9 protein-coding genes are annotated in these 12,682 nt (G+C 74.6%); 4 read left to right on the top strand and 5 right to left on the bottom strand.

The window, feature by feature from the left end; all coding sequences use genetic code 11:
• The first annotated feature begins 88 nt into the window (after window positions 1-88).
• Complete coding sequence (locus ABZ818_RS01035) at window positions 89-1,264, top strand: MAB_1171c family putative transporter (RefSeq protein WP_361408790.1); 1,176 nt, start codon at window positions 89-91, stop codon at window positions 1,262-1,264.
• A 26-nt stretch (window positions 1,265-1,290) separates the two neighbouring features.
• Window positions 1,291-2,688: an FAD-dependent monooxygenase gene (locus ABZ818_RS01030; RefSeq protein ID WP_361408787.1), complete on the top strand. Its 1,398-nt coding sequence runs from the start codon at window positions 1,291-1,293 to the stop codon at window positions 2,686-2,688.
• Between the two features lie 32 nt (window positions 2,689-2,720).
• Here ABZ818_RS01030 and ABZ818_RS01025 read toward each other — a convergent pair whose 3' ends face one another.
• Both ABZ818_RS01025 and ABZ818_RS01020 read right to left on the bottom strand, forming a co-directional pair.
• The gene (locus ABZ818_RS01025; RefSeq protein WP_361408784.1) at window positions 2,721-3,566 is read right to left on the bottom strand and encodes an SMP-30/gluconolactonase/LRE family protein; all 846 of its coding nucleotides are present in this window, start codon (window positions 3,564-3,566) and stop codon (window positions 2,721-2,723) included.
• Entirely contained in the window at window positions 3,563-4,336 is a 774-nt protein-coding gene (locus ABZ818_RS01020; RefSeq protein ID WP_361408782.1) for an IclR family transcriptional regulator, read from the bottom strand. The genes ABZ818_RS01025 and ABZ818_RS01020 overlap by 4 nt, the downstream gene beginning before the upstream one ends.
• Before the next feature lie 208 nt (window positions 4,337-4,544).
• On the opposite strand from ABZ818_RS01020, the gene ABZ818_RS01015 reads away from it, so the two are divergent.
• Window positions 4,545-5,150: a hypothetical protein gene (locus ABZ818_RS01015; RefSeq protein WP_361408779.1), complete on the top strand. Its 606-nt coding sequence runs from the start codon at window positions 4,545-4,547 to the stop codon at window positions 5,148-5,150.
• 29 nt (window positions 5,151-5,179) lie between these two features.
• Here the strand turns inward: ABZ818_RS01015 and ABZ818_RS01010 are convergent, their stop codons facing one another.
• Both ABZ818_RS01010 and ABZ818_RS01005 read right to left on the bottom strand, forming a co-directional pair.
• On the bottom strand, window positions 5,180-6,049 hold the full coding sequence (locus ABZ818_RS01010; protein WP_361408776.1) for a hypothetical protein: 870 nt from the start codon (window positions 6,047-6,049) through the stop codon (window positions 5,180-5,182).
• Between the two features lie 371 nt (window positions 6,050-6,420).
• Window positions 6,421-10,080, bottom strand: a complete 3,660-nt coding sequence (locus ABZ818_RS01005; protein WP_361408773.1) for a S8 family serine peptidase — start codon at window positions 10,078-10,080, stop codon at window positions 6,421-6,423.
• A 319-nt stretch (window positions 10,081-10,399) separates the two neighbouring features.
• Here ABZ818_RS01005 and ABZ818_RS01000 point away from each other — a divergent pair, with 319 nt between their 5' ends.
• A complete protein-coding gene (locus ABZ818_RS01000) occupies window positions 10,400-11,440 on the top strand; it encodes a rod shape-determining protein (protein ID WP_361408770.1) in 1,041 nt (346 codons plus the stop codon).
• Window positions 11,441-11,479: 39 nt separating this feature from the next.
• Here ABZ818_RS01000 and ABZ818_RS00995 read toward each other — a convergent pair whose 3' ends face one another.
• Window positions 11,480-12,415: an anti-sigma factor RsbA family regulatory protein gene (locus ABZ818_RS00995; RefSeq protein WP_361408767.1), complete on the bottom strand. Its 936-nt coding sequence runs from the start codon at window positions 12,413-12,415 to the stop codon at window positions 11,480-11,482.
• Between the last annotated feature and the right edge of the window lie 267 nt (window positions 12,416-12,682).

Below are 12,682 nucleotides of genomic sequence, written 5' to 3'. Positions count from 1 at the left end.
GGGTGGTCGTCCGTGGGGCCGATGCGGTCGAGGATGTTTCGGGTGGGAGGGGCCTCGGACCGGTCGGGCGTGTGGGGAGGTGGTCGTCGTGAGTCTTGTCGTTTACCTGGCGGCCGGGATCTTCGGGCTGTCCGCGACCGTGTTGTTGCGGCGGCCGCGTACCGCGGTGCGGAATCCGCTGACCATGTCCACGTGTGCGGCGATCGTCCTCGGCTCGCTGGTGTTCGTCTGCTCGGCGCCGCTGACGCTGGCCACCGTCAACGACCTCACGGGCATCCCCAACTTCGGTGCCCCGCTGACCTACGGGATGCTCTCCGCGTACAGTTGCTCGCTGCTCATCCTGCTGATCAACTGGCGGGGCGGCCCGCGCGAGCGGGTGCGGCGCACGGTGCTGCGGAGCATCGCCGCCTACGCTCCGCTGATCGTCGTCATCGTCGTGCTGTTCATGCTGGGCGACGCCCGCACCGAGCGGCTGACCGACCTGGACACCTACTACGCCAACAGGCCATACCTGCGCGAGATGATCCTGCTCTACCTGCTCGGGCACAGCGCCGCGACACTCGCGGCGTGCGCGATGTGCGTCAAGTGGAGCCGCGAGGTCACCGGGCTGCTGCGGGCCGGGCTGCGGCTGATCCTGGCCGGCTCGGCGCTGGACGTGGTGGGCTTTCAGCTGGCCAAGTACACGGCGATCGCCGCACGTTGGACGGGCCACGACCTGGACGTGCTGTCCACGAAGGTCGCCCCGCCGATGGCCTCGCTCGCCGCGTTGCTGTGCTCGGCGGGCTTCGTGCTGCCCAGGCTGCTCCCGGCGGTCCTCGCCCAGGCGCGCGGCCTGCGCGACCACCGGCGGCTGGGCCCGCTGTGGTCGCGGGTGCGGTTCGTGTCCACCGCGCCCAAGCCGCCGAGCCCGTGGTGGCAACTGCCGCTCGCGCGCCTCCAGTGGCGGGAGGTGTCCATCCACGACGCGCTGCTGGGCCTCGCCCCGTACTTCGACGACGGGGTCCGCGAGCGGGCGCTGGCCGCCGCCCGGCGCGCGGGCCACGGCGCCCACGAGGCCCGGATCGCTGCGGAGGCGGCGATGCTCACCGACGCCGCGCGCCGCGCCGCCGCCCGCGAGGAGCCGCTCACGGCGCCGAGCGGATACCGCCTCCACGCCACGGAGGTGTCCGGAACCAGCGGTCTCGTGGAACTGGCGCAGGCGCTGGTCCCCACACCCGCCGAAACCGCCGTACGAGCAGGAACGGTGAGGACCTCCCATGGCTGAGGCCATGGCCGACTCCGAGGAGCCCCATGCCCCGTAGAGCTGTCGTCATCGGTGCCGGACTGGCCGGCATGCTGGCCGCGGCGGTGCTGTCCGGCGTCGTGGACGACGTGGTCGTAGTGGACCGCGACGACCTGCCCGAGGGGCCGGAGCACCGCCGGGGGCTGCCGCAGGGGCGCCACGCCCATCTGCTCATGGCCGGTGGCCTGGCCGCCATGGAGGAACTGATGCCGGGCGGGAGCATCCGGGAGCGGCTGCTGGCCGCGGGCGCCCGGGAGATACCGCTGGGCCACGGAATGGTGGCCCTGACCCCCGAGGGCTGGCTGCGGCGCTGGCGGCACGACGGACCGCGGATGCTCAGCTGCACCCGCGCCCTGCTGGACTTCACCGTCCGCTCCACCGTCCTCGCCCACACCGGGACGGTGATCCGCAAGGCGCAGGCGGTCGGCCTGGTGGGCGGCGCGGGGCGCGTGCGCGGTGTCCGCGTCGCCACCCCCGCCGCGGAGGAGGTGCTGGCCGCGGACTTCGTGGTCGACGCGAGCGGGCGCGGGTCGCGGGTGGTGACCTGGCTCCGGGAGCTCGGGATCTCCGGGGTGCGGGAGCGTGGCGTGGACGCCGGGCTGGTCAACGCCACACGCGTGTACCGCACGCCTGCCGGGGCCGAGCAGTTCCCGCTGACGATGGTGCAGGCGAATCCGTACGCGGGCCGGCCGGGCCGCAGCGGCATGGTGCTGCCGATCGAGGGCGACCGCTGGATGGTCAGCCTCGCCGGCACGCGGGGCGGTGAGCCGCCGGCGGACCCCGACGGGTTCCTGCGGTACGCCCTCGATCTGCCGTCCCCCATCGTCGGCCGGCTCGTCTCCGGCGCCGAACCCCTCACCGACGTGCACATCAGCCGCAGCACCAGCAACGCGCGCCGCTACCTGGAGAAGCTGCCGCGGTGGCTGGAGGGCTTCGTGGCGCTGGGCGACGCGGTGGCCACCTACAACCCGGCGTACGGGCAGGGCATGTCGGTGGCCGCGCTCGGTGCCCGGCTGCTGCGCGACGAACTGCGCCGCTCCGGCCCGGACGCGCCCGGCCTCGCCCGCCGTGTGCAGCGCGGCGCCGCCCAATCGGTCGACGCGGCCTGGGCGGCCGCTGTCGGCCAGGACGTCTGGTACCCGAACAGCCGCGGCGCCTCGCCCAAAGCCGCCGACCGCCTGGTCACCTCCTACAGCCGCCGTCTGACACGGGCGGCCACCGGCTCCTACCGGGCCGCGGCCGCCCTCTGGGAGGTCACCAGCCTCCGCACCGGGCCGCAGCGCCTCCTCCGCCCCGACACCCTCCTCGACGTCCTGAACGGCCCTCTGCTCCCCCCGCTGGCGGGTCCCCCGCTGACCCCGGCCGAGCGCAAGATCCTGGAGGGGCTGGACCGGACGAACACCTGACCGGGCCCGACTGCCGAAGCGGACCGACGGGGTCAGCCCGCGAAGGCGGGTTGGACCAGGCCCTGGCCCGCGTCGGGGACGACGAGGAGCGAGCCCGCCAGCGGGTGGGGGGCGGCCAGGCCCGTACGGGCCGTGGTCACGTAGAGGTCGGTCAGACCGGGGCCGGCGAAGACGCAGGCCGTCGGACGGGAGACGGGGAGGGCGAGTACGCGGTCCAGGGTGCCGGCGGGGGTGTACCGGCGGATCGCGGCGCCGTCCCACAGGGCCACCCAGACACAGCCGTCGGCGTCGACCGTGAGGCCGTCCGGGAAGCCGGCGCCGTCCTCCACCTGGGCCAACGGCCGCCTGCCCGTGATCCGTCGGCCGTCGAAGTCGAAGACGTCGACACGGCGGGTCGGTGAGTCGACGTAGTACATCAGGCGGCCGTCGGGGCTCCAGCCGGTGCCGTTGCTCACCGCCACGGCGGGCAGCACCACCTCGGCCGTGCCGTCGCCGGTGAGGCGGGACAGGGTGCCGCCGCCCGGCGCCTCGTCGTAGCGCATGGTGCCGGCCCACAGGGAGCCGTCGGGTGCCACCGCGGCGTCGTTGCCGCGCCGGCCGGGAACCGGGTCGCGGTGCAGCCAGCGGAAGGCGCCGTCGGGGTCCACCAGGCCCACCCCGTCACGGAGGTTGAGGACGAGCCCGCCGCCCGTGCGGGGCTTCGCCGCGCCCACGTGCTGCCCGGTCGTACGGACCGTGCACCGGCCCGTGGAGGGGTCGTAGCCGTGCACCCGGGAGGAGAGGATGTCGACCCAGATCAGCCGCCCGGTCTCCGGGTCCCAGGTCGGGCCCTCACCCAGTTCCGCCCGCGCGCGGACGGCGACCTCGTACCTCGTCATGCCGCGCCCCGGTGGCCGAGCCGCTCCGACAGCTCGGCGGCGCCCTTCGCGGCGAGCTGCTCCAGCTCCGCCCGCCGCTCCTCGCTCCAGCGGATCATGGGCACCGAGATGGACAGGGCCGCGACCACCTGCCCGGTGCGGTCGCGCACCGGCGCGGCCACACAACTGACGTCCGGGTTGGACTCGCGGCTCTCCACCGCCATGCCCCGCCGCCGGATCTCGCCCAGGGCCTCGCGCAGCGCGGCCGGGTCGGTGATGCTGTTCGGCGTCATCGCGGCCAGTTCGGCGTCGTCCGGGACGCGCGCGCCCAGCTCCTCCTCGGGCAGGGAGGCGAGCAGCATCTTGCCGACCGAGGTGCAGTGCGCCGGGAGACGGCGGCCGGCCGCGGAGACCATGCGCACCGCGTGCGTGGAGTCCACCTTGGCGATGTAGATGACGTCGGTGTCCTCCAGGATCGCCACGTGCACGGTCTCGTCGCAGGTCTCCGCGACCGAGCGGGCGACCTGCTGGCCCTCGGCGGCGAGGTCCAGCTGCTCGGCGTAGCGGCTGCCGAGCTGGTAGGGGCGTACGCCCAGCCGGTAGCGTCCGGGCTGCCCGGTCACGGGGACGATGTACTGGCGGGCGGCGAGCGTGGTGACCAGCTCGTGCACCGTGGTGCGCGGCAGCCGCAGCCTGCGCACGATGTCGGGGGCGGAGAGCGTCCCGTCCCCGTCGAGGAAGAGCTCGAGGATGTCCAGAGCCCGGGTCACGGCAGGTACGAGGCGTCCCACGACCGGCCACCTCCCTTGATCCAAGTGATCCGAGTGATACAAGCCTGTGTTCGACATATCAAAAGGCGGTCGGAATGACGAACACAGGCTAGTCACCGCGGATTGCGCGGGCAATGGGCGTGTGCGTGGGCAATGGGCGGGCGCGCGGGCAATGAGCAGGCGCGCGGGCAATGAGCGGGGGAGGGCCGGTCGGGCCGGGTGGGCGACGATGGATCCCATGACCACGCCCTCCGGAAAGCGCCCCGCCGGCCCCTTCACCCCGCTGGATTTCCAGTTGGTGCTGCTGCGCCGCATGGCCGACCACAACCCGGACCTGGTGGAGGACGCCCGCCGCACGCTGGGCGCCTCCCGCGCGCAGATGCGCGAGGCCAACAAGCGCTGGCAGGCGATGGTCCGCTCACCACGGTCCCGCTCGGCGGCGTCCCGGTACCGCTCGATCCTCGGCGAGCCCGAGTCGACGACCGCCCGCCGTATCGGCGACCTGGACTGCGAGGCCCGCAGTTGGCCCGTCCCGCTCTGGCCCGATCTGCGCCTGGAGGTGCTGGCCGCCCCGGACGGCCGGGTCTGGAACGAGTGGCTGGTGCGTGCCCCGGGGGCCGAGGGACCCGACCTGCGGACCGTGGCCGACCTGACCCCCTGGTCCTGCACGGTCGACGAGGCCGCCCGCGCCTTCGCCCCGGTCCGCCCCCTGGAGGGCACCGCCCCGACCCGCTGGGGCCTGTCCTTCCAGGCCCCGGACGGTCAGGGTGTCCGCCGGGAGGTGGTGGCCGAGTTCACCTGGGGCCTGCTGCAACGGACGCGGATCGGCGAGTGACCCCGCGGCGGCAGCCGCCCGGCAGCGGCTCAGCCCGCGGCGGCCAGGATCGCCTCCGCCACCGGAGCCACCGACTCCGGATGCAGCCACAGGAACAGGTTCGGCTCCACCAGCTCCAGCTCCATGAGGCGGGGTTCGCCGTCCTCCCCGTCCACCAGGTCGACCCGGGCGAAGAGCAGCTCGGGAGCACCGGGCACGGCGGCCAACGCGCGCTCGGCGACGGAGAGTTCGGCCGGGGTCGGGGTCCAGGGCGCGATGCCCGGGTGGGCCGCCTTGCGCTCGTCGTAGGCGACGCCGGGGGCGAGGACGGCGCCCTTGCGGCCGGCGTGCAGCAGGCGTCCGCCGAAGAACTGGAGCGCCCGCTCCCCGCCCGCGTCGATGCGCCGCATGTACGGCTGGACCATGGCCGTGAGCCCTTCGGCGTGCATCCGCGCGAGCTGCCGTACGGCGGTGTCACGCTCGTCGGGCGTGTACCGGGCGGCGAACCGCGCTCCGGCCCCGGACGCCGGTTTGATCACGTACTCGTGGTCGTCGGGCAGGTCAGCCGGGTCTCCGGGGGCCAGGTACCGGGTGGGCACGACGGGCACACCGGCCGCCCCGAGCTGCCCGAGGTACCGCTTGTCGACGTTCCACCGCACGACCTCGACGGGATTGGCCAGCCGTGTCGCCTTCGCGCACCGCTCGGCCCACTCCGTGAACTCCCCCACCCGCCAGCTGTAGTCCCAGGTCGACCGGATCACGGCGAGATCGAACCCGCCCCAGTCGGCCCCGGGGTCGTCCCACGCCACGACCCGCGCCTCGGCCCCGGCCTCCTCCAGCGCCTCCACCAGCACCGGAAGGTCCGGGTCGTCGCTGATACCGGGCGCGGGCCGGCAGGTGACGAGCGCGATGCGGGGCACGGCGGGGCTCCATCCGCGTAGTTCCTCGTAGATCCGCGCAGATCCGCGCAGATCCTGGTACGAGGCTTCGAACAGTGACGGGCCCGCAGGCTAACAACCGCCCGCGTCGGCGCGTATGGTCGCCCCCTGGCGCAGGAACGGAGTCACCGGCCCCGGCCCCAGTCGGTCCGAGGAGTTGGCCGATCACGTGACCCGGCGGCCGGCCCCGCACAAGCGGCCCCGGGTCGTCCGTCTCCTCGACCCCCTGCCCCGCAACGACATGGGGAAGACCATGAAGCGGCTCTGGCGCGGGGCTGAGCGGCGGCCGCGAGGGGCCCTGCCCCGGCGGGCCCCTCGCGGGCTCGTCTCCCGCCCTCCGTCCCCCGGCCCGATCAGGACGGGGAACGGTGCTCCTGACCGACCCCCACCGCCCGGACGACCTCCTGCCGTACCGAACCGCCCCGGTCGTCTCCCGCGGCGGCCCGCAGCGAGACGGAGGCGGCACCGCGCGGCACCGACAGGGTGCCGCGCCAGGAGCCGTGCCCGCCGGTGAGCGGCACCGGCCGCCAGGTCGCGCCCTCGTCGTAGGACACTTCGAGGCCGGCGTCGCCGACGGTGCCGGTGCCGGTCGCGCCCGCCACGTACCGCGCGCGGACGCCGACCGGCACCCGGCCGCCGCCGCGCAGGTCGCCCGCGAGGTCGGTGCCGATGTCGAAGGCGAGGTTGATCAGGGGCAGGGTGGTCCAGTGGTCCTCGGGGGTGGCCGACGAGCGGAACGTCCACTCGGCGTGCCCCCGCGTGGCGAGCCGCCACCTGCCGGCGTCCAGCGCCGTGTCCGTGACAAGCCGGTACGTGTGCTCGTCCGGGGGCGCGTCCGCCACGTACGCGGCCGCGCCCGTGCGCCGGTCGGCCAACTGCCCGTCCAGGTAGACCGCCGTCGTCTGGGACATGCCGCTGTCCGCGCTCCACACGTCCCCGAAGCCGGTGTGGTCGGGCCCGGAGTCGCCCCAGCCGGGTACGTTGAACTGGAGCCGGTCGCCCACCCGTTGCTGACCCCAGTCGAGTCCGGTGCCGAGCCAGGGGTGCCAGACCGGCTTGAACCAGTCGAGCACGGGGTGCGTTCCGCCCTCGTAGCGGACCTGGCCGCCGCGCTGCTCCAGCGTGCCGTCGCCGACCGTCACCGACTCCTGCCAGCGCTCGCCGGGACCGGTGGAGACGTAGTCGGTGCGCTCGGCCGGGAGGTCGATCCGCTCCTGGTAGCCGATGCCGACGGGGAAGGTGTCGGTGAGTGCGTACCGGAACTCGCCGCCGCTCGTCGGCCGCATCGCGTGGAACCTGGTCCGGATTCCGGCCAGTTGGCGAGGCCCGGGCGCGTACGTCAGCTCCGTGTCGGGGATCGCTCCGCGATGCCCCTGCGAAAGGTCGTACACGTACGGGGTGTTCCGCGTCCCGGTCATGTCGACGCGACCCGCGGTCCGCAGCCGTGCCGCGTCGGCCGCGTCGACCGTGGCGATCTGGAGGGGGCGGTCGGCGTTGTCGTCGGTGCCCCACCAGGCGCTCAGCCGGCCGGGCACGTCGTCCGTCACGAACAGGGCCTTCACACCCGCGTCCTGGGCTGCCTGGGCCAGCGCGGCGGGTTCGGCGGAGCCGGTGAACCGGGCCAGGACCGCCTTGCCCCGTACGTCCCTGCCGGTGAGGTCCCCGTCGCCGACATCGACGAGCGGCAGCCTGCTGCGGCCCTCGATCAGCGTGCCGCCGGGCTGGACGAGCGCCTCTGCGACGCCCTTGACCTCCAGCGGCGGCTTGCCGAGCCGCCACACGGTCCGGTACTCGAAGGTGCCCCGCGTGACCGGCTCGGTCGGCGCGGCGAAGACGCTGTCGTACGCCACGGGCACCTGGACGGCGCCGAACAGGTCGGAGCCGTCCGCCGTCCGGTCGTACTCCATGAGCAGTTGCCGGGTCTCCGTGCGCCGTCCGGTCTCGGCCCTGATCTCCCGCAGCCGACGCCCGTCCAGGGTGACCTCGCGGTCCCGGTCCAGCGTGATCTCGGGCGCCGCGAGGAAGCCCAGGCCGAGGGAGTCGGCGCCGTGGCCGCCGCGTACGTCGAGGAAGGAGGTCAGGCTGTACGTGCCCGGCTCGAGGCGCAACCGCAGGGTGCCCGAGTCGCCGACGTGCGCGGGGTACGGATCGGCGCCCGCGGCGAGCCGCTGCACGGTGAGATCGGCGGGCACGGAAGCGCCGTCGCGGTCCTTGACGCGCACCGTGAGCGTGTACCGCTCGTCCTCCTTGACCAGCCCGAACACGGTGTGCGCGACCGGGGTGCCGGACGCGGAGGCCACGATCCGCCCGCTGGTCCCGCCCACTGGCGCCTTGGCCGCGTCTCCGGTCACGGTGGTGGTGACGGCACCGTGGGCGGGCACGGTCAGCGCGGAGTCGGCGAGGGTGGCGACGCCGTCCGGGGCGCCCTGGACGGCGAGACTCAACTCGACGTCGGCGTCGGAGGAGTTGGCGTAGGTGAGGGTCCTGGTCACCGGCTTGTCCGTGCCGTGGGGCCAGCGGTGGAACCCGAGGTCGGCGCTTCCGGTGGCGGTGATCCGCGCGTGCACGGCGTCCGGGACGCTCACCCGGCCCGCCCCCAGCAGGTAGGCGGACGCGTCGAGTTGCCTCGCCGTCGACATCAGCGCGTCCTTGATCCGTTCACCGCTCCAGTCGGGGTGCTGCTGGGCGAGCAGCGCGGCGGCACCGGCGACATGGGGCGTCGCCATGGAGGTGCCGCTCATGGTGGTGTAGGCGCCGCTGCCGGGAGCGAGTCGGGAGCGGGCGGCGAGGATGTCGACGCCGGGTGCCGCGAGGTCGGGTTTGAGGGCGTTGTCGCCGGTGCGGGGCCCGGCGCTGGTGAAGTAGGCGGCCCGGTCGGACGGGTCGACCGCGCCGACGGTGAGGGCGGCGTCGGCGGCGCCGGGCGAGTCGATGGAGGAGGGAGCGCCGGTGTTGCCCGCGGCGACCACGAAGAGGGCGCCGGTCTCCCGGGAGAGGGTGTCGACGGCCCGCGCCATGGGATCGGTGCCGTCGCTGGGCTCGCTGGAGCCGAGGCTCATGGAGACGATCCGCGCGCGCACGTCCCGGGCGGCCCACTCCATCCCGGCGATGATCTGCGACTCGCTGCCCGACCCCTGGTCGCCGAGCACCTTGCCGACGGCGAGGGTGGCGTCCGGGGCGACCCCCTTCTCCTCACCGCCGGAGGCCGCGCCGCTGCCGCCGACGGTGGAGGTCACATGGGTGCCGTGGCCGTTGTGGTCGGCGGCGTCCTCGCCGTCGACGAAGTTCCTGGTGAGGGCGACCCGTCCGGCGAGGTCGGGGTGGGAGGTGTCGACGCCGGTGTCGAGGACGGCGACGGTGACGCCCTTGCCGGTCAGACCGGACGCCCAGGCCTCGCGGGTGCCGATCTGCGCGTTGCTCTCGGCCATGTCGGCGGTGACCCGACCGTCGAGCCACACCTTGTCGATACCGCCGGACGGGGTGCCGTGCCCGGTGAACTCCCGCCAGAACACCCGGCCCTTGGCGGCCTCCACGGCGGCCCCGCGCACACTGGCGAGGCTCCGGGTCCGCTCCGTTCCGCGCGGGGTCGCCGCCCGGACGCCCTTGCCGTAGGTCACGATCAGCGGCAGCTCGCCGGTGCGAGTGTCAGCGAGCCCCTGCCGTAACAGCGTGTCCACGTCGAACAGCCGCCGGTCCAGCCGGCCCGCCCGCAGATACGGCAGGGCCTCGTCCGGTACGACGCTCAGGGCGCCGCCCGCCGTCTGGGTGCGCACGGCACCCGTGGCGCCCTGGGGCCGGCGCACCGTGACGGTCCGCTTCCCGCCGCCGAGGTCGGTGACGGTGACCTTGTCGCCGGTGACGAGGGTGACGGCGCGGGCGCCGCCCGGGGTGGCCGCCGGAGGACCGGGCGGCCCCGCGGGCTGCCGCGCCGCCGCCGGTCCGGCCGGCAGCAGGGCGATCACGAGCCCGGCCGACACAAGGGCCGCTGTCCGTCCGGGGGGTCCTGCACGCATCCTTGCTCTCCTCTCCGCGCCACACGTCCTCAGTGCTGCGAAGAGTGGCAGAACCCTTGTGTGGCAGGGGAGTTGGAAGGGGACAGCGAGTCGGCGCCTGGCGGGTTCCCGCCAGTGGGACAGGCCCCGACCGCCGGCGCCGGGAGCCGTCCATGTGTCCTTGTCCCTCACTCCTTACGCGCAGAGCGCCGGAATCCACCCGTCCAGCGGCGCCCCGCCCGGCCCCCTTGAACAGGCGCCCGCTCCGCCGCGCCCGCACGATGCCAGGGAGGCCGCCGCCCGGTGGCCGCCACGGTCCGCGCTCTCAGGAGGCTCCGCCATGTCCGCCAGTCTGGAGCAGTTGCGCCGCTGCCACTTCGCCGTCGACCTGGGAGCGGCGCGGACCCGTGTCTATGTCAAGGGCCCCGGGCTCGTCGTCGACCAGCCCTCGGTCGCGGCCGTGAACATCCGTAACGGAGCCCTGATCGCGGTCGGCGAGTTCGCGGAGAGGATGACGGGCCGCACCCCCGCCTACATCCGGGTCGTCCGCCCGGTCTCCGGCGGCACGGTCGTCGACATCGAGATGGCGCAGCGCATGCTGCGGCACCTGCTCGGCGACGGGATGCGCCGCGCCCTGCGCCGCAAGGCGGCCCGGCTGCGGGCCGCCGCCTGCACCCCGCACGACGCCGATCCGCTCGCCCAACGGGCCACGATCGAGACGCTCGTCGGACTCGGCGCGCGCCGCGTGGAACTCGTCGACACGCTGATCGCCGCCGCCGTCGGCTCCGGGCTGCCCGTGGAGCGGGCCGAGGCCACCATGATCATGATGTGCGGGGCCGCGGCCACCCAGGTGGCCGTCCTCTCGCTCGGCTCGATCGTCGCCGCCGAGCGCATTCCCGTCGGCGGGGAGGCCGTCGACCACGCCATCGTGCAACACCTGCGCCTCGCCCACGCGTTGACGCTGCCCAGCCAGTCCCTGCGGCCGCTCCAGATCGCCCTGTCCGGGAACGGGCTCACCCCGTCCGGCCCGGCGTCCACCGAGATCCACGGGCGGGACGTGGCCACCGGGCTGGCCCGGTCCGTGCGGATCGACACGGCCGCCGTACGGGACGCCATCCAGACGCCGCTGACCGCCGTGCTCGACGGCATCTACAAGGTGCTGCGCGTGTGCCCGCCCGATCTGGTGGCCGACCTCGCCGACCGCGGGATCATGATGGTCGGCGGTTCCGCGCTGCTGCCGGGCCTGGACCAGATGCTGCGCGACGCGACCGGCATGCCGGTGCACATCGCCGAACGCCCCGACGTGTGCGCGATCCAGGGGCTGGGCGCGATGCTGGAGGGCGAGATCGAGCCGCTGGCGCTGAACCCGCTGGGCGCGTAGGCGCGTTGACCGGTCGGGGCACGGGGACCCCGGTGGCGGTCAGTCGGCGAACCAGCAGCGGACGGTGGTGCCCTCCGCGCCCGAGTGCACGCGGACCAGGTCGGCGACCAGGTTGACCAGCAGCAGACCGCGACCGCCGCGCTGCTCGCGGGGGACGGGCCGGCGGCCGGCCAGCGGATCGGCCAGGCGGCCCTTGTCCCGCACCTCGCACAGCACGCACCCGTCCTGCGCCCACACCCGCAGCTCACCCGAACCGCCGCCGTGCACCACGCTGTTGGTGGTCAGCTCGGCCACGGACAGGGCCAGGTCCTCCAGCCGGGCGGCCGCGGGCCCGAGCCGCGCGCCCTCGGCGACGGCGACGTGCCGGGCCTGCGACAGCGTCTGCTCCGTGAAGGAGAACGACAGCGCGTCCGGCACCGGCGGCAGCGGCTCGTTGTACCGGGCGACGACCTGCTCGGGAGCGTAGGCGGCGCTCTCCCGCTGCCCGGCGGCACCCGCGGAGATGACCACGGGGTGGGTGGCGTGCGCGTCGGCGAGGGCCCGTCCGCCGAGGCGGGCGGCGTCGTACGGGCACAGGATGGTGACCTCGCGGCCCTGGAAGGCCGAGTTGATCAGTGCCTCGTGCTGGGCGCAGGCCGGGTACTCGGCGGGCGTACGGCCGGCCCAGACCGGCTCGCCGATGATCCGCACCCGGCGGCCGGGCGGCTGGGCGTCGGCGAAGGCGCGCAGCACCGCGGGGATGATCCGGCCCGGGTTGCGCCCGACCTCGCGCATGTCGAGCAGCCGTACGGACCCGGCGTCGGCGCCCAGACCGGTCTCGATCAGCCGGAGGTTGTCGCCGGGGACGGCCACCGCGACCGGCTCGCCCGACTCCAGTCCTTCGCGCACGAAGGGCACGGTGCCCGCGAGGTACTCCCGCTCGTCCCGGTAGAACAGGGCGGGGTGGACGAAGGGTTCCGCCGCAGTCGCGGTCATGCCGTCGACACCTCCATCCCCGGCAGCTCGGGCCAGAACGTCTCGGTTGCCCCCGGACGCGACGCCCCCTGTCCTCCGCCCATCCGGCACCTGTGCCTTACGCGTACCCACTGCGTCCCCGACAAGGCCCGTTCCCGGGCGTGTGTAGTCGTCCGGGGAGCGGGCAGGCGCAGGGCAGCACCGCCGGGGTTCCGTGGCTCCGCAGCGCCGCGGTGTGCGTGGGGCACGGGCCGGCCGGGGCGACGGGGACGACGGGAAACGCAGCGT

Source organism: Streptomyces sp. NPDC047453, assembly GCF_040643155.1.
Lineage (GTDB): Bacteria > Actinomycetota > Actinomycetes > Streptomycetales > Streptomycetaceae > Streptomyces.
The sequence above is the reverse complement of the archived record's forward strand: the minus strand, read 5'-3'. Positions and strand labels throughout refer to the sequence as shown.